The following is an 18,621-nucleotide window of genomic DNA, read 5'->3' as shown; positions in this document are numbered from 1 at the left end:
GCTCATGCTCCTTGTGATGGGTGACGCGTGACGGGGGCGGAAGGACCCGTGGAAGGCGCGGGGGGCCGGTTCGCCGACGCGGAGTTGATCGCGTCGGCCACCGTCTGTGCGTGGGGTGCGGTCACGATGCCGTAGTGCGTGGTCTCCAGCAGTTGCCACACGCTTCCGTCCGGCAGATGCGGCCGCCAGAGCGCGGGATGGTCCTGTGCCGGGCCGGCCGCGAGTGGCAGGCCCGCGACAGGTCGGGTGGCCAGCCAGGTGCGTACCGGGGTGGTGGTCAGTCGCGGCAGGGTGTGCGCGGCCATGCTGCGCAGGTTGGCGCGGCAGCAGCGGGCGAGACGCTCGGCGTACGCACCCGCCTCCCCGCCGGGGGTCTCCCCCGGTGCCTGACCCAGCTCGTGCGCGAACAACGCCTCCAACTGGGGTTCGTCGTAGTCCTGGAACCGCGCGCCCGAACCCGGCGGCGGCGGATCGAGGAGAAACACCCCGTCCACCGGCCGCCCCTCCCGCTCGGCCAGCGCCGCCATCTCCAGCGCCACCCAGCCGCCGAACGACCAACCGGCCACGCTCACCCGGTGTACGCCGTCCCCCAACTGGGCCCGCAGCGCCGCGTCGTAGCGCCGGGCCCGCTCCGTCAGACTCCATTCGGGACCCTGGGCACCGCGCAGCGCGGGGTCCGCCACCAGACAGACCGTCAGCCGCGGGTCGAGAGCGGACACCAGCGTCCGATAGGCCTGGATGTCGCCGCCGACCGGATGCACCAGACACAGCACATCCGATCCGGTGCCTTCCTGCCACACCTCCAGCGGAACACCGTCCGCGGTCATCGGCTGCGGCGCCGCCTCCCGCAGACGTTCCAACACCTCGTCGAGGCCTACCCGGTGGCTCAGCCGGGACAGCTCCAGCTCCACCCCGAAGTGCTGCTTGACCGCGCCGATCAGGTCCAGCATCGTCAGCGAGTCAGCGCCCAGGTCGTACAACGACGCGGCAGGGTCCAGGTCCTCGACCCCCAGCCACTCGCACAGCAGGCCCGTCAGCAGACCGGCCGGGTCCTCCCCCGCCGCCGGGTCGGCAGGCGCGGGTGGGGGCGTAGGTGCGGTGGCGGCGGCGTCCGCCTCGGGGACTTCCGGCGGGACCTGCGGCGGGGCGTAGAACGCCTCGGACTCGCGCAGATCCGTGGTGGAGACCAGGAGATGAGGTAGCCCCGAGGCGAGGACGCGGTCGAACAACCGCTCCGCCTCGGCGTCCGTCAGGCCCACCGCCAGGTGCGCCTGATGCCGTACGTCCGCCACGGGGGCCCGCAGCGCCATCCCCGACTCGCGCCACACGTCCCAGTCGACCGTCATCCGCACGGTCGTCTCCGGGTCGGCGGACCGGTGGTGGGCGAAGGCGTCCAACGCAGCACCCGCTGCCGCGTAGTCGAGCTGGCCGACCCCGCCGAGCTGCGCCGACATCGACGAGCAGGAGAGGACCACGGCCGGTGCGTAACGGCGGACCAACTCCTCCGTCAGAAGCGCCCCGTTCAGCTTCGCCGCCGTGGCCTTCCGCGCCGCCGCAGCGTCGCGCCGGGCTATCAGGCCGCCGGCCGCCACCCCGGCCGCATGCACCACACCGTCCAACCGGTCCGTACGCTCACCGATCCGGGCCAGCACCTCCTCGGGCGTCAGCTCGGACAGATCAGCCGTCACCAACTCGACCTGTTCGGCCCATAGGTTCAGCTCTTCGGGCACCTTCGGCTCCCTTGCCAACAGCAGCACCCGCGCCGCACCACGCTCCAGCACCCACCGCGCAGCGGCGCGCCCTATCGCCCCCGTCCCGCCGAGCACGAGATACACAGCGCCCTCGGGGACGGTGGCCGGACCCGTACCCGCCACGGCCGGGACGGCTACGGACGACTCCTCCCACCAGTAGCCGTCCCGCAAGGCCAACTGCCGTGGCACCTCTGATGCGGCAGTGGTGAGGTGGGCCACCGTGGCGGCCCACAACGTCAGCTCGGCGGTGGGGAGGTCCAACCAGGTGCCCGCGGACAGGGATTCCTGCGGGGCCACCTCCGTGATGCCTGCCAGCAGGGCGAGTTCGGGACGTGACACCGCACCCTGGACCGGCCGGGCGCCGTAGGAGAGCCACCAGCAGTGCACATCCGTGCGCCCCGCGAGGGCCTGGGCCAGTGCGGCGGGTGCGTCGAGGCAGGCCCACCGGGCGCGGTCCAGGGTCGGCGTACCGACCGGGCCGCGCACGGATAGCGGCAGCGCGTGTACCCAGTCGATGCCGTCGTACGGTCCGTCCAGCCCAAGCCCGTCGAGGAGTTGGCGCAGTGCTCTCGGATCGGCCGGGTCCACCGCGAAATCGTTCTCGCCGAGGCGGGCGAAGCTCTCCGCCGCGCGGACTCGTACGACCCGGGCGTACCCGGCGGCGAAGGCACGGACGGTCTCTGCGGCGGGCGTCTCGTCGGTGACGAGGACGAGCAGGCGGGGGACGGGTGGTGCCGCGTCGGCGTTGGCGCGGCGCAGCCGGGTCCAGCTCGGCTGCCGCAGCCATTCCGTCTCGGGCAGCCGCGACGGTAGGGGGGCAGGGCGCGTGGGACCCTCTGCGGCCGACGCCGGTGCCGGGAGGCGTGCGTAGTCGTAGTCAGCCAGGTCGAAGGAAGGCGGCGGAAAGTCCCACGGCGCTTGTGCCGGTCCTGCGGGCCAGCCGACGGACTCCCCCGCCAGCCACGCGGCGACCAGGACCGGCGCGGGCCGGCCGTCCGGGCCGGCCGGAGAGGGAGTGGCGGAGTCCGGGACCAGGGTCGGCTCGGCTGCCGAGGCGCCCGGGACCAGGATCGGCTCGGCCGTACGTAGCCATGTCGCCGCAGCGGCGGGGTCCTCGCAGACCGTGGCCATCCGCCAGGGGCCCTGCGCCCGGCCCGCCTGCAAGTGCCGTACCACCTGCGGGTATGCCTGAGGCCGCGCGGTGAGGTAGTCCGCGATCCGCTCGGCGTCGGCGCGCAACGCGATACGGGAATGGGCCGCCAGCACCAGACACGCCGGCGCCGCGGCGGAAGCTGCCGGGACAGTCGGAGAAGCCTGTTGCGCCTCCAACACCACATGCGCGTTCGTCCCGCCGATCCCGAAGCTGCTCACCGCCGCCACCCGGGGACGGTCCGCCGGCCACGGGCGCGGCTGGACCGGGATGTAGAACGGCCCGGCGTCCGGGCCGATCGCCGGATTCAGGGCGCGGAAGTCGGCGTTGGGCGGGATGAGGCCGTGATGCACGGCCAGCACGGCACGGACCAGACCGATCACCCCTGCCGCAGCGCCCAGATGGCCGATCTGGCTCTTCACCGAAGCCAGCGCGACACTGTTGGGCTCGCTCACGCCGAACGCCTGGCGCAGCGCCTCCACTTCGATGGGGTCACCGAGGCGGGTGCCGGTGCCGTGGGCTTCCACGTAACCGAGGTCGGAGCCGGTACGGCCGCTGCGCCGCAGCGCCGAGCGGATGACCTCGCGCTGCCCTGCCACCGACGGGGCGCTGTAACTCAGCTTCTGCGCACCGTCGTTGTTCAACGCCGAACCGGTGATCCGGGCGTAGACCGTGTCCCCGTCACGCAGCGCTGCCCGTAGCGGTTTGAGCACCACCACACCGACACCACTGCCGCCGATCGTGCCGCCCGCGTCATCACTGAAAGGGCGGCAGTGACCGTCCGGAGAGAAGATGTGCTGCGGCTGATAGCGGTATCCGTCCCGCATCGTGGTGTCCACGAGAACACCGCCGGCCAGCATCACATCCGCGTCGCCCTGCCGCAGCAGCCCCGCCGCGACATGCACCGCGACCAGCGAACTCGCGCACGCCGCTTGGGTGGTGAAAGCCGGCCCGGTCAGGTCCAGTCGGTAGGCCACCTTCGTGGCGAGGAAATCCTTCTCATGGTGCAAGGCCCACTGGAAGGCGTCGGGCAGCCGCTCGGGGTCCGCCTCGCGCAGCATCTCCTTGAAGTACGTGTTCTCACCGGCCCCCGCCACCAGGCCGACCCGCCCGGCCGTGGCTCCGGTGATCCCCGCGTGGGACAGCGCCTCGACGCAGCTCATCAGCAGATGCCGCTGCTGGGGATCCATCAGCCGCGCCTCCTGCCGGCTGATCCCGAAGCGTTCCGGGTCGAAGGCGAGCAGCCCGTCCATCTGGCTGCGGGCACCGACCAGTCCGTCGGCCGCCTCGAAGTGCTCCACACCTCGGCCCGCCGTCTCCACCAGCTCCCAGAACTCCGCCAGATCGCGGGCGCCGGGCAGCCGGACCGCCATCCCGATCACCGCGATCGGCTCGTCGGCCGGAACGCCCTCGTCGTGCGGAGCGCCCTCGTCATACGACGCGGTGGCCGGGAGGGCTTCGTCCCGTACCGCCGTAGGCGTCTGCGGCGGGCGGGCCGGTTCGCGGCCCTGCTCGACAAAACGCGCCAGGCGCCGAACGGTGACGTACTCGAAAAGGTCGGCGACGGTGAAGCGCAGCTCCAGCTCGGTGGTGCACCGCAGATGGAACCGCATCAGCGACAGGCTGGACGCGCCCGCGTCGAAGAACGTCTCGTCCGCCCCGATGGGCCGGCCAGTCACCTCTTCGAACGCCGCTGCCAGCCGGGCCTCGATCCCGGACAGGCCGGCGGCACCCGTAGCAGTGCCCGCGCCCAATTCCCTGCCTGGTGCGCGCAGTGCGTTCGCGCGGTCCAGTTTGCCGCTGGGCGTGTGCGGCAGGGCAGCCAACTCGCGGAAGCGGCGGATCTGGATGAAGGCGGGCAGCAGTGCCGACAGGTGGGCGGCCAACTCCGTTACGGAAGGGGTCTCCTCGCGGCACTGCAGGCAGGCCACCAGCTCCTTGCCGTCATGCGTCACGACCGCGCCCACGATCTGCGGATGCCGCAGCAGGGCCGCCTCGATCTGCGCCAACTCCACGCGGTGGCCGCTGAGTTTGATTTGCTGATCGGTCCGGCCGAGGTAGTGCAGCACGCCCTGATCATCGAAGCGGGCGCGGTCGCCGGTGCGGTAGAACAGCCCCAGCTCCGGCAGTTCCACGAAGCGCCCGGTGTCCGAGGCCGGGGCACCGAGGTAACAGCGCGTCGCCATCAGACCGCCGATCAGCAACTCCCCGGCCCGGCCGGGCGGCAACGGCAGCCCGCCCTCGTCGACCACCCGCAGCAGCGTGTTCGCCACCGGTGCGCCGATGGCCGGACGCTCGGGCCAGCGCAGCGGATCACCGTCCAGGCACAGGCTGCTCACGACATGGGTCTCGGTCGGGCCGTAGTGGTTGAACAGCCGCACCCCGGGCAGTCCGGCGAACCACCGCCGCACCGCGTCGGTGCACACCAACTGCTCGCCCGCGACGATCACCTCCCGCAGCCGGGAAGGGAAACGGCCCAGATGGACACCGTGTTCGGCCACCAACTGCAAGGCCACATAGGGCATGAAGATGCGCTCCGCACCGGCCGACTCCAACTGCTCCAGCAGCGCCGCAACATCCTGCCGCCACCCCGGCCGCACCAGATGCAGCCGGCCACCGCCGCACAGCGTGCCGAAGATCTCTTGGAAGGAGACGTCGAAGGAGAGCATCGAGAACTGCTGGGTGACGGCAGCCGCCCCGAGGCCGCCTGCGGCGGCCTGCCATTGGAGGAGATTGCTCAGCGTACGGTCCGGCACCTGCACCCCCTTGGGAGTACCGGTGGAGCCGGAGGTGAACAACGTGTACAGCGGCCGGGCACCGTCGTGCCCCGGCAACGGGCCCTGTCCTGCTGGTGCGGACGCGGAGAGGTCGACCTCGTAGCGGGGCAGCTCATGCAGGTCGACGGCTTCGAGGGGTGCCGCGCCGCCGGGCGGCACCAGCACGCACAGCGGTCGAGCCTGCGCCAGCACATGCCGCAGCAGCCCGGCCGGATAGGCCGGGTCGAGGGGCACGATCGTCCAATTGAGCCGGGCCAGCGCCAGCAACGCCACCACGTGCTCCACCGACGGCTCAAGATGCAGGGCGACACTCCGCGGGCCGCCGTCGTCCGCGTCCTCCGGATGGGCGGCCGACAGCCGCAGCGCCAGCGTCTGCGCGAGCGCGTCGAGTTCGGCGTAGTCGACCACCCGGTCGCCCGACACCACGGCCGGCGCGCCAGGCGTACGCGCCACCTGACGGGCGAAGCCCTCAGCCACCGTGGACCAGGCCAACGGGACTGCCGCGCCGCGCCCGTGGTCCGGCAGCGAGCGCCGGTAGGGCGCCGCCACGTCCGTCGCGTCGGCTGCGTTGCCGTCGTCCAGCAGGTCGCGGGCCAGCAGGTCGAGGGCCCGTCCGAACATGTCGGCCATGGCCGCCACTTCACCGGCGGCGAAGTAACCGTCGGCGTACTCCCACAGGCACTCCAGAGCGCCGGCGTCCTCGACCACGCTCAGCGTCATGGGGCACTTGGCCTCGGCCGGTACCGGCCACCACGGCCGGACCCCGCAACCAGGCAGGTCCAGGGCGCGGAAATCGGTGTTCTCCAGGACGAAGAGGAAGTCGAACGGCCCGCCGTCCCCGTACGGCCGCCCATCGGCCAGGACGTCGGCGAGCGTCACATCCTGCCGGTCCAACACCTCACGGATGCCGACGCCCAACCGCGCCGCCTGGTCGCGCAGTTGCTCACCTGGCTCGACCGCGAGCGGCAGCAGTACCGTGTTCGCGAACATCCCCACACTGTCGGCGAACTCCCCGACCGGCCGGTTCGCGACGGGCGCCGCCACCCGTGGCCGGGTAAGACCGGTGGCCCCGTACACGCCCCAGGCGAACACCCCGAGCAGCAACTCGAAACGGGTCAGGCCGAGTTCCGCGCACAGCCGGTCGACCTGTGCCCGCTGGGCGGCGTCCAGTGAGGTGTGCAGCAGTCGGGCCGCGCCCGGACCGCCCTCGCCACGGGACGGCAGCCGCTCGGGCTCATCCTGCAACCCGGCGTGGTGGGCGCGTAGTTCGTCCCGTAGCACCTGGTAGGCGGGGCGGGTGAACCACTGCGCCTGCCACACCGCGAAGTCCAAGGGGGTGGGCGCACGCCGGTCGACGGGCGGGGTCGTGTCCGCGCCGCCTGTTGCCCTCGCGTAGCCTGCCGACAGCTCCTGGAACAGGACGTTGAGGGACCAGCCGTCGACCGCGATGTGGTGCAGGTGCAGCAGCAGTTCGCCGCCGTCGGCACGCGGCAGCCAGCAGGCGCGGAGCATACGGGGCCGCGCGAGATCGAACGGCTCGGCAAAGAAGCGCTCCGCGGCAGCGCGACCCGGCTCCCCGTCGACCTCGCCGACCTCGCCGACCGCGTCGGGCTCGGTCCACGGGTCGTACGGGTCTCCCACCACCTGGAACAACCCGTCCGTCCGCGCTTCGAAACCCGTACGCAACGCCACATGGTGCTCGACCAGTTCGGCCAGCGCCCGGCGCAGCGCACCTGCATCGACGACTCCCGCCACCCGGAAGGCCACCCCCACGTGATAAGCGCGGGAGGACGGCGAGCGCTGCTGGAGCAGCCACAGACGCTGCTGTTCGGCCGTGGCCGGCGCGGAGCTGGCAACGCTCGGTTCCGGGACCGGCGGGTACGGCGAGTCGGCCGAGCCGCCCTGCTGCCTCGCGCCGGCTATCTCGGCGGCGATCTCCGCGAAGTCCCCCCGCATGACGGTCGATGAGGACAGCTCACAGGACCAGCGGCGGCGGACCTCGAAGCGCAGCCGCAGCGCCTTGAGGGAGTCGCCTCCCGCCGCGATCCACCGGTCGCCGAGGCGTGGACGCGAGGTCCCCAGCATCTCGGCCGCCAGATCGAGTACCTCACCCTGCCAGGGAGACGCCGGCCCGTCGTCGCCGGCGGGCCGCCACGGCGGATCGGCGCGCCCCAGGAGTGCCTCCTGGTCGACCTTGCCGTTGGCGTTCAACGGCAATTCGCCGACCCGGTACGTGTGGTGGGGCCGCATGTAGGCGGGCAGACCGGCCGCGAGATGGTGGTCGAACTCCTCGTACGCCACCTCACCCCCGAGGACGACGTAGGCCAGCAGCTCGTTGGCCCCGGCCTTGTCCCGGCGGACGCACACGTATGCCTGGCGTACCGCGGGGTGGGTGGTGATGTGCCGTTCCAACTCGCCCGGCTCGATCCGGAAGCCGCGGACCTTGACCTGCCGGTCGGCACGGCCGACGAACACCAACTCCCCGTCGGCGTCGGCGCTCACCAGGTCCCCGGTGCGGTAGAAACGCGCCCGGCCGCCGTCGTACCAGGGCAGCGTCACGAAGCGCCGTTCGGTCTCCTGCGGCAGGGCGCGGTAGCCGACCGCCACCGCCTCCCCGGACAGATACAGCTCCGCGACCTCGCCCGGGGCGGCGGCGCGACCACCGTCGGCGGGGACCAGGAGTGTTGTGGTCCGGGGCAGCGGACGCCCGATCGGCACCTCGTCCCCGGTGAAGTCCCAGGGGATCGGGTAGCACAGGGCGAAAGTGGAGGTCTCGGTCGGCCCGTAGACGTTGTGCAGCCGGGTCGTGCTCGCCGCGTTGTGGCGGTACCAGTCGCGGATGATGCGCCCGTTGAGCCGTTCCCCGCCCACAAGCACCTGCCGGGCGGCGGCGAAGCAGTCGGGTACCGCCTCCACCACGGCGTTGAACAGCGCCACCGTCACGAACACCGTGTCGATACGTTCGTGCAGCAGCGCCGCTGCCAGTTCGGACGGTGTCTGCACGGCGTCGTCGCCGAGGATCACGCAGCAGCCGCCGGTCAGCAGCGGGGCCCAGACCTCGAAACTCAGCGCGTCGAAGGCGGGGTTGGACAGGCAGGCGTATCGCGCACCCGGCGGCAGGTCGATGTATCCGGGCAGCGCCAACCTGAGGATGCCCGCGTCAGGCACCTCAACCCCTTTGGGCCGCCCGGTGGTTCCCGAGGTGTAGAAGAGGAACGAGACCGGGCCGGGGGCGGCCGGTGCCACCACTTTCGCCCCGGCCTCTCCGAACTCGGACTCCCCGATCGCCCCGGTCGCCCCGGACGGCAGGAGGGCGTTGGCTGCCAGCGGGCGGACCGTCTCCGGCAGCCCCTGCGGCACCCCGCCGGTATGGACGACCAGCACACTGTCGCTGTCCCGCAGGATGTGGTCGCGGCGCGCGGGCGGGCTCTGGGCGTCGAGCGGTACGACACGCGCGCCGAGCCGCAGGATGCCCAGCATGACGCAGACCAACTGCCAGGAGCGGGGCAGACACACTGCCACCGCCTGCCCGGGGAGCACACCGGCGCGGCTGAGTGCGTCCGCCACGGCGGCACCGGCGCCGTCGAGGGACGCGTAGTCCAGCGTCCGCCCGTCGTCCACCACCGCAGGAGCGTACGGGCTGCGCAGCGCCTGCTCGTGGACGCGCCGGGCGAGGCCGACGGGAGAAGCGTCGGCGGAATCCTGTGAGACTCGCATCAGCGCTCCAGCGTCGCGGACGGAGCGGCCGGGGCCACGGCGCCGGACAGCGATCCTCGGACGGACGTCCTGCCCAGTTCGTCCAGTTCATCCAGTTCATCCAGTTCGGCGGTGATGATCCCGGCGATCCGTGGCACCTCGTCACTCTCCAGCAGGTCCCAGTGGCCACCGCCCACCGTCTCGACGGCGAAGCCGCCACGGACCTTGCGGCGCCAGAAGTCGCGGGCCTCGGCCACCGCCCGCGCCTCTGCACCGGGCGCCTCGTCCGTATCCGGGAACGTTCCGGCATCAGGCTCGGGCGCGGCCTCGACGAAGACGACCCGCGCCGCAGTGCTGGGCACCGTATAGGCGCGGGCGGTCATGCGGTTGTGGTTGTAGATACGGAAGTAGCGGTCGATCTGGTCGGCGTCGATGCCCGGGTACATGCCGTTGAAGCGGACCAGCTTCTCCCTGAACTCCGTCTCGTCCACCGGCCCGAGGGCGCCCCGTACCTCCGCGTCGTCGGTCGCGATGGTGTCGAGCAGCACCACGCTGAAGCCGCTGTGCCCTGCCGCTGCCAGTCGCCGACCCATCTCGTAGGCGACAAGACCGCCGTAGGACAGCCCGCACAACACCAGCGACTCACCGGGCAACGGATCGACCAGCTCCAGATACCTCTGCGCCATCGACTCCACGTCCGGCAGCGGTGACTCACCGGGGTTGAGCCCCGGTGATTGCAGCCCGATCACACCGACCTCGTCAGGCAGCGCGGTGGCCAACGACAGGTAGCAGAACGCCGTACCACCCGCCGGATGCACGCACACCACCCGCCGGTGACCGTCCCCGCGCCGGAACTCGATCACATCGCTGTCCGCGCCGCGCGGCACGGCCCCGGCCCGCAGCAGTTCCGCGAGCGCCTCGATGGTCGGATGCAGCAGGATCTCGCGGATCGGCAGCTCCCGGCCGAACTCCTCGCGGACGGCACCGGCCACCTTGATGGCGGACAGTGAAGTACCGCCGAGGTCGAAGAAGTTGTCCGTGACGCCGATGGAGGGATGCAGCAATATCCGCCGCCACATGCGGTACAGCGCCATCTCGACATGGTCGCGGGGGCTGGCGGTGTTCACCTGGTTGCCCCCGTCGCCGCGAGCGGCACGCGCCTCGGCGAGCAGTGTCGCGCGGTCGAGTTTGCCGCTGGGGGTGAGCGGCAGCGCCGGGCGTCGTACGAACTGCGCGGGAATCATGTAGTCCGGCAGCCGCCGGGACAGCGCACTGCGCCACTCCGACGGCGTACGCGACTCCACCTCCCTGCCCGCGACGACCGCGACCAGCCGCGCCTCGCCGGTGTCGTCCCGGTCGGCCAGTACCACGGCCTCCCCGACATCGGGCAGCGCGAGCAACGCGGCCTCGATCTCGCGGGGTTCGATCCGGAAGCCCCGCAACTTGATCTGGTCGTCGCGGCGGCCGAGGTAGCTGGCGTTGCCGTCGGGGAGCCAGCGGGCGAGGTCGCCCGTACGGTACATCCGCCCACCGGGCACGAACGGATCAGGCAGGAACCGTTCGGCCGTCGGGTCAGGGCGGTTGAGGTATCCCTGGGCGAGGCTCGCTCCTGCGAGATACACCTCTCCCGGCACACCGACCGGCACGGGGCGTTGCCGCTCGTCCAGGAGGTAGAGCCGCGTTCCCGGCAACGGCCGGCCGATGGGCGCTGGCCGGTCCAGCGGCTGCGGATCGTAGTAGGCCGTGCTGTAGAGGGTGGCTTCCGTCGGACCATAGCCGAAGCAGATCCGCAATCCGGGCAGTGCGCGTGTCATGCGCAGCAACGCGCGCTCGGGCAGCGACTCCACGCCGGTCAGCAACTGCCGCAGGACCAGCCCCGCCAGTCGGGTTTCCGGGTCCTCGTCGAGCCACTTCACGTACGACGGCGGCAGGAACGCCTGCACGATGCGGTGCTCCCGCAGCCAGTCGAAGAGGGCGGCGGGGTCGCCGCGCACCTCGTCAGGCACCAGATGCACGACGGCGCCGGTGGTCAGCGGCAGGAGCAGTTCGTGGATGGAGGCGTCGAAGCCGATGCCCGACCAGGCTGAGGTGGCCTCGCCCGGGGTGTCAGGGAAGTGTTTTTGCCACGCGGCAAAGAGGTTGCGGATGCTGCCGTACGTCACGGCGACGCCTTTGGGGCGGCCGGTGGAGCCCGAGGTGTGGATGACATAGGCCAGGTCCGCGTCTCCGGTCCGGACGCCGGGCGGGTCGTCGCGCTCCCCCTCCGCCTCGACGGCGGCGATCTCTTCCCAACCCTCGCCGGATCCCGGCGTGTCGAGCGCGATGGGCGCATCGGTGAGGACCAGCGCGGGGCCGGCGTCCGTCACCATCGCGGCGATACGGTCCGGTGGCTGCGCGGGATCGAGGGGCAGGTACGCGGCGCCCGCGCTGAGGATGCCCAGCACTCCCACGGCGAGATCGACCGTACGCCCGCAGTGCAGCGCCACACACGCACCGGGGCCGACACCGCGTGCGACGAGGGCGTGTGCCAGCCGCGCCGAACGCCGCTGGAGGGTGGCGTAGTCGAGCTGGTCCTTGCCCGCGACGACGGCGGGAGCGTGGGGGCGGGCTCGCACCTGCGCCTCGAACCGCTCGACGATGCCGGTGGGGTCGACTTCCTCGGTGGTGACCGCCCGGGTGCTGTCCGCGCCGAGGCCGCTGAACTGTCGGAGGATGTGCTCCTCGGTCGCCGAGTCGGTCAGCGCGTGGTCAGCCATCTCCGCACCGGGATCGCGGGCGATCTGCGCCAACAGCCGCTTCAGGTAGAGCGCATAGCGCTCGACGGTGTCGCGGTCGAAGAGTGCGGTCGCGTAGTCGAGATAGCCGTGGACGCCGCTGTCGTCCTGCTCCAGCGACAGCGCGAGGTCGAACTTGGCTGCGGCATGCGGGATGTCGAGCGCCTCGGCCTCCGTGCCGGGGAAGCTGACCAGGTCGGCGCGGGCCGGTGCCCAGGCGAGCATGGTTTGGAACAGCGGCGTATGGGCGGCGCTGCGGGGCGGGTTGACCAGATCCACGACCCGCTCGAAAGGCACGTCCTGATGGTCGAGTGCGGCCCGCAGTACGGCGCGGGTCCGTTGGAGCAGGTCCGAGCCGGTGGGCTCGCCGCTGAGGTCGACGCGCAGGGCGAGTGTCTGGACGAAGAACCCGATGAGCCCGGTGTATTCCGTACGACGGCGGTTGGCGACGGGGCTTCCGACAACGATGTCGGTCTGTCCGGTCAGCCGTGAGAGCAGGGCGGCCCAGCCGGTCAGTACGGCACCGAACAGGGTGCTGCGATGCTGCCGGGCGACCGCGCCGAGCGCTGCGACGAGTTCGGGCTCCAGCCGGACCGGGACCCGGCCGCCGTCGTGGTCCTGCCGGGCCGGTCGCGGACGGTCGGTGGGCAGTTCGAGCAGGGGCGGGGCGCCGGCGAGTGTCGCTGCCCAGAAGGCTTCCTGCTCGACTGCTTCACCGCCGAGGCTCCCATCGCGCTGCCTGCGGGCGAAGTCGGCGTACCGCGCGGGCAACGGCGGCAGAGCGGTCCCGTCGTCACGCAGCACGTTCGCATAGAGGGAGCTGAGTTCAGTCAGCAACACCTCCATGGAGCGGCCGTCGAAGATCGTGTGATGCACCGTCACCAGCAGGATGTGGTCTTGCGGACCCAGGACGATCAGCCGCGCCCGCGTGAGCGGCCCCCGGCCGAGGTCGAACGGCTGGGCCGCTTCCTGTTGCCGCAGCACCGCCACTTGGGCTGTCGGATCGGGGAGTTCGCTCAGGTCGTCGATCTCGACGGCGTACCCGCGGTCCGGCGGGTCGATGACCGCCCGCAGTCCGTCCTCGGCGGCCACCAGCCGGGTCCGCAGCGTGTCGTGGCGTTGTGCGAGCGCGTCGAACGCCCGGCGCAGAACGTCGTGGTCGAGGCTCCCCCGCAGCCGGTATGCCAACGGCTCGTTGTACGCAGCGCCGGCCCCTTCCATCTGGCTGATCAGCCAGATCCGCTGCTGACCGAAGGACGCCGCCTCACCGCCGACCACCGGCTCGTCCGATGTGTTCGCTTCGGTCGTTGGGTTCGGTGGGGACGACGGGTTCAGGTCGGTCGTTGGGTTCGGTGCGGTCGTGGCGTTGTGGAAGCGGGGTGTCCTCGACAAGACCTCGCCCTCTCTTCGAAATGCGCTGCAATGACACTCCGGCAACGCTCAATACCCCGGCCCCCGCCGATTACCTGACTTTTTCTTGACGGAGTTTTGGGTTTGAGAAACGCGGAAACAACATGGGACATTGCTCGCTGCCACCCGAAGAAATCGGTGACTCCGGCCTTCACCTGCGGCCCCATATAGGGCTGCTCCCCGTTCGGCGATTCTGGCCGGTCGTGTACACAATCTTTTGACGGAACGTCGCGGAACGTCTTCGCATATGATTGATCAAGGGCGCGGGACATGTCAATAGGCGGCCTTCGGTGCCGGGGCGATTACCCGCCTTTCCCCTGATCCTGGAACAAGGGGCCGCCAACAAGGAGATATTCCGGCATTGCGGGTCACACCGCAGTCAGCCGCCTGTTGTGTTGTAGTTCACGATTCGCTCCGCCATGAGGGCGACAGCCCCGGCCAGCGGACTGTCCACCCCCTCGCTCACCACGTCGGGCAACCGGTGGGCCTCCTGCTCGGAGGCCATCACCATGCCCCAGAACGCGTTGTAGCCCGAGGGATCCGCCGGCTTGTCGACCGCCGCCTTGACCGTCAGCACGCCGCCCTCCTCGATCACCGCCAGCGCGCCCATCTGCCTTAGCGTGTCGGGGTCCAGCTCTTCGGCGGCCACGACGCTCCAGCCCGTTCTGCCAATTTGTCTCATTGCGGCGAGAAGACTGCCGGCACTACCCTCGCCGCTGACGACGATGTCGGGCAGGACGAGGGCAACCGGCCCTTGCGCCATCGGCAGACCCGACCGGATCGCACCGTCGAGCCCCGATTCAAGCGACTCGTCCTGGTAGACGAAAACTATTTGAAACATTTCGGCGTAGCGCGCGAGATAACTGACCGTGTCCAGCTTGTGCGTCCTGAATACCACGACCAACCGTACGTTGAGTCCGCTCTTCGCCAGTTCGACAGCGGCCTCCAAACTGCGGTCAAGCACGGTGACCCCAGGAGACAGGCAGTGCAGTTCCTTCGAGTACGGCGCCCCGAAGCGCGTGGCGAATCCGGCGCAGGGCAAGATAATCGAAACATCAGGGATGGGCGCGGACAAACTGTGCATCGACTGGCTCCAGGGTGTGGTGACGATCGGGAACCTTGCGCGCCTCGCCTGCTCTGGGCAGCCCGGGGCCGACGTCGCGGTGTCGGTCGGGAAGGCACGGTGCCGAGACGGCCTGGCGGCTACGCGCAACGCTACCCAGGAGGCGGAAGTCAACACCTGCGCAGCCGTGTTGGCTCATCGGACTGACGAAGGAGGACGCACCATGCGGGTGCTCTTGTCCACATACGGGACGCGCGGCGATGTCGAACCACTGGTGGCACTCTCGGTGCGGCTGCGGGCGCTCGGCGCGGAGGTGCGGATGTGCGCCCCGCCCGACGAGGAGTTCGCGCGGCGGCTGGCAGGTCTCGGCGTACGACTGGTGCCGGTCGGGCCGCCGGTGCGGGAGTTGATGCGCGGGGCGACTCTGCCGTCGGCGGCGGATCTGTCCCGGTACCGGGACGAGATGGTTGCCAGACAGTTCGAGATCTTCCCGACGGCGGCCGACGGATGCGACGTACTGGTGGCGGCAGGGCTGGCGCAGATCGCCGCGCGGTCCGTGGCCGAGGCCGCGGGGATCCGCTACGTGTACGCGAGCTATTCGGCGGTCAACCTGCCGTCGCCGCGACACCGGCCGCCGCCGCGCCCTGGCTGGCCGGAGTCGGATTCGCACGACAACCAAACGCTGTGGGAGGTCGACGCCCGGAACGTGAACGCGCAGTTCCGCGAGCCGCTCAACCGCCACCGCGCCTCGCTCGGCCTGCCACCGGTGGACAGCGTCCGGGACCATGTCGTCACCGACCGCCCGTGGTTGGCGGCGGATCCGGTCCTCGGACCGTGGCGGGAGACCCCGGGCCTCGACGTCGTACAGACAGGTGCGTGGACCCTGCCGGACGAACGCCCGCTCCCCGCCGACCTGGTGGCGTTCCTGGAGGCGGGCACACCCCCGGTCTACGTGGGCTTCGGCAGCATGCACCCGTCGCAGGACACCGCCCGCAGCGCCGTCGAGCTGATCCGGGCGCGAGGCCACCGCGCCCTCGTCTCACGCGGCTGGGCGGACCTGGACCTGGTAGCCGGCCGGGAGGACTGCTTCGCGATCGGCGAGCACAACCAGCAGCTTTTGTTCGGCAAGTTGGCGGCCGTGGTGCACCACGGCGGCGCGGGTACGACGACGACGGCCGCTCGGGCGGGTGTGCCCCAGGTCGTGGTGCCTCCGCAGATGTCGGACATGCCGTACTGGGCCGGCCGGGTGGCGGAGTTGGGCATCGGCGCCGCGCACGACGGTCCGGATCCGACGACCGAGTCGCTGTCGGTCGCGTTCAAGACGGCCCTGGCCCCCGAGACCCGGACGCGGGCACGGGCTCTGGGCACCCAGATCCGCACCGACGGAGCGGCGGTGGCCGCCAACCTGCTGCTCCAGGGCCTCGGATGAGCGGAGCCGGTACGACCCGCCTGCCAACTCGTTTACGGTCGTTCACCACAGGGGGATGATCCGAGAAGCACTCTTTGGCGCGGACATGACCAGGAGGAACCTGATGGCCCCCACCCGATGGCTCGCCGGCATCGCTCCGTTGTTTCTCGTTGGCGCACTGGCCCTCGGGCAAACGGCGGCTTCTTCCGGGACCGCCTCGGCCGTCACCGCCGCGGCGGACGGCGAATCGTCCGCGCTCGGGCGCACTTCCCTCGGCGGCGCCGACCCGAGCGTCATCAAGGTCGGTGATCTCTACGTCGCCGCCAAGTCCGTGGACGGCGGCATCGCGGTGCGCACGGCGTCCACCCTGGAGGGCATCGCGACCGCGCCCAAGCATCAGGTGTGGAACGACACCGGCAAGCTCGGGGAGGTCTGGGCCCCGGAGATCGTGCAGTACGACGGCCAGTACCGCATCTACTTCGGGGCCGGCACCGGCGCCGCCCACCGGATGTACCACATCAGCTCGGCGAGTCCGGACACCGGCTACTCGGGCGCCACCAAGGTCGCGCTGCCCGACGACAAGTGGGCCATCGACGGGGCGCCGTTCACCTTCGGCGGCCAGCGCTGGTTCGTATGGTCCGGCTGGGCCGGTGACACCAACGTCGAGCAGAACCTGTACATCGCCAGGATGAGCAGTCCCACCGCCGCCACCGGGGCCCGCTACGTCATTTCGCAGCCGCGCGAGTCGTGGGAACGGGTCGTGGGCAACCCGTACATCAACGAGGCGCCCGAGCCGATCGTCGACCCCAACGGGCAGTTGCACATCACGTACTCCGCCAACGGCAGTTGGAGCGACAAGTACTGCATCGCCGACCTGCGGCTGCGGGCCGGCGGCGATCCGACGTACGTGTGGGACTGGTACAAGAGCAACGGCTGCCTGTTCGGCTCGTACGCCCCGTCCATGATGTCGGGCTGGGACACCACGCTGAACGTCGACGGCCCCGGCCACCACACGTTCGTGCTGCCGCGCGGTGACGCCGCCGCCGGTCCGCCGGCCGGCAACCGGTTCCCGACCATGTTCCACGCGGTCGCCAAGGGCACGCCGTACTCGTGGGCCAACCGCTACTGGTACACCGGCACGGCCGTCTGGTGGGGCAACACCACCTACCGCCGGGCCAACGTCCCTGGCGCCACCAGCACCGTGGGGTTCAGCCTCAAGTTCTTCGAGTGACGGCCGCTGACCCGGCCCTGTCATGTGACCGCCCGCACGGCGCGGTCCGGTCTGGTGATCTCTTTGCCGTTCAGGCTCGGCATTCAGGTGATTTCGGTGCGAACATTCACTTTAGCCTGCTTAGTATCTGGTTCCGTGACAGACAGGAAGAGTCGGCATCAACCCGCCGACCACGCGACCGATGTGGTCGTCCTCGGTGCCGGGCCGGCCGGGCTCGTGCTCGCCAACATCCTGGTGGATCGGGGGATCGACTGCGTCGTTCTCGAACGGGCCGAGCGCGCCCATGTGCAGACGCGGGCGCGGGCCGGGTTCCTGGCCGCCAACACCGTACGGATCCTCCAGCGGCATGGGCTCGCCGACGGGTTGCACCAGCACGGACAGCCGCACAGCACCTGCGAGTTCCGCACCGAGGACGGCCGGTTCCGGCTGGACTACAGCGAGCTCGGGCACGGTGAGCAGCACACCGTCTACCCCCAACAGCATCTGGTGACGGACCTGTTGACGCGGTTCCTGGAACGCGGCGGACAGCTCCGCTTCAACACCGAGGCCGTGGCCGTGCGCGACGCCGACAGCGCACGGCCCCAGGTGGCCGTGCGCGAGTCCGACGGGCGGCCCGGCCTGTGGCGGGCGCGGTACGTGGCCGGCTGCGACGGGCGGCACGGCGCGGCCCGCCGTTCGCTCCCTGCCGGAACGGTTCGCCACCACCGCGATCACGGAGTGACCTGGCTCGGACTGCTCGCCGAGGCGCCGCCCAGTCTGGACGCCGTCGGGTACGCGGTGCACGAGCGCGGGTTCGCCGGGCACATGGCCCGTACCAGCGACATCACCCGCTACTACCTGCAGTACGACCGCGGTGCCCCGGCCGACGCCTGGTCCGACGAGCGGATCTGGGACGAACTGGAGCTGCGGATGCGGGCGTTGGAGTACGGCCCGCTGCGCCGCGGACGCGTCGTGCAGCGTTCCGTCGTCGATCTGGAGTCGGACGTGCTCGAACCGCTGCGCCACGGGGCGCTGTTCCTCGTGGGCGACGCCGCCGGTCTGATCAGCCCGTCCGCCGCGAAGGGCGCCAACCTCGCGGTTCTGGAGGCGGCGGTACTGGCCGACGCGCTGACCGACGACCTTACGGTCGCGGATCCGACCGGAGTTGACGCCTACTCGGCGCGGTGCCTCACGCACATCTGGCGCGCGCAGGAGTTCTCGCACTGGATGATCGGGCTGCTGCACGGCCCGTCCGGCGCCGACGGCGAGTCGCTGTTCCACAACTCCCTGCGCCGCTCCCGCCTCACCTCGCTGCGCACCTCGCGCAGTCAGCAGGACTGGTTCGCCGAGCACTACGTCGGCGTCTAGCCCGTCGTTCCCAC

At 70.9% G+C, this 18,621-nt stretch carries 6 protein-coding genes; 3 read left to right on the top strand and 3 right to left on the bottom strand.

Annotation, left to right across the window (positions count from 1 at the left end):
- Window positions 1-2 precede the first annotated feature (2 nt).
- From ACZ63I_RS20415 to ACZ63I_RS20405, 3 genes are all read right to left on the bottom strand, one after another.
- On the bottom strand, window positions 3-9,395 hold the full coding sequence (locus ACZ63I_RS20415; protein ID WP_469340387.1) for an amino acid adenylation domain-containing protein: 9,393 nt from the start codon (window positions 9,393-9,395) through the stop codon (window positions 3-5).
- Window positions 9,395-13,540 carry a non-ribosomal peptide synthetase gene (locus ACZ63I_RS20410; protein WP_469340386.1) on the bottom strand — a complete coding sequence of 1,382 codons (4,146 nt, stop codon included), beginning with the start codon at window positions 13,538-13,540 and terminating at the stop codon, window positions 9,395-9,397. Before ACZ63I_RS20410 ends, ACZ63I_RS20415 begins: the two co-directional genes overlap by 1 nt.
- A 397-nt stretch (window positions 13,541-13,937) precedes the next feature.
- Complete coding sequence (locus ACZ63I_RS20405) at window positions 13,938-14,642, bottom strand: glycosyltransferase family protein (RefSeq protein WP_469340385.1); 705 nt, start codon at window positions 14,640-14,642, stop codon at window positions 13,938-13,940.
- Window positions 14,643-14,844: 202 nt separating this feature from the next.
- On the opposite strand from ACZ63I_RS20405, the gene ACZ63I_RS20400 reads away from it, so the two are divergent.
- The 3 genes from ACZ63I_RS20400 (at window position 14,845) to ACZ63I_RS20390 (ending at window position 18,607) form a co-directional block, all read left to right on the top strand.
- On the top strand, window positions 14,845-16,050 hold the full coding sequence (locus ACZ63I_RS20400) for a glycosyltransferase (RefSeq protein WP_469340384.1): 1,206 nt from the start codon (window positions 14,845-14,847) through the stop codon (window positions 16,048-16,050).
- A 103-nt stretch (window positions 16,051-16,153) separates the two neighbouring features.
- A complete protein-coding gene (locus ACZ63I_RS20395) occupies window positions 16,154-17,260 on the top strand; it encodes a glycoside hydrolase family 43 protein (protein WP_469340383.1) in 1,107 nt (368 codons plus the stop codon).
- Window positions 17,261-17,443: 183 nt separating this feature from the next.
- Entirely contained in the window at window positions 17,444-18,607 is a 1,164-nt protein-coding gene (locus ACZ63I_RS20390) for a 4-hydroxybenzoate 3-monooxygenase (RefSeq protein WP_469340524.1), read from the top strand.
- The last annotated feature ends 14 nt before the right edge of the window (window positions 18,608-18,621 follow it).

The sequence above is a fragment of the Streptomyces sp. NPDC087906 genome, assembly GCF_055584925.1.
This window is presented reverse-complemented; position numbering and strand designations above follow the sequence as displayed.

Coding starts and splice junctions, on each gene's coding strand:
- ACZ63I_RS20415 (WP_469340387.1), bottom strand. CDS start 9,395: ATGCGAGTCTCACAGGATTCCGCCGACGCTTCTCCCGTCGGCCTCGCC.
- ACZ63I_RS20405 (WP_469340385.1), bottom strand. CDS start 14,642: ATGCACAGTTTGTCCGCGCCCATCCCTGATGTTTCGATTATCTTGCCC.
- ACZ63I_RS20400 (WP_469340384.1), top strand. CDS start 14,845: ATGCGGGTGCTCTTGTCCACATACGGGACGCGCGGCGATGTCGAACCA.
- ACZ63I_RS20395 (WP_469340383.1), top strand. CDS start 16,154: ATGGCCCCCACCCGATGGCTCGCCGGCATCGCTCCGTTGTTTCTCGTT.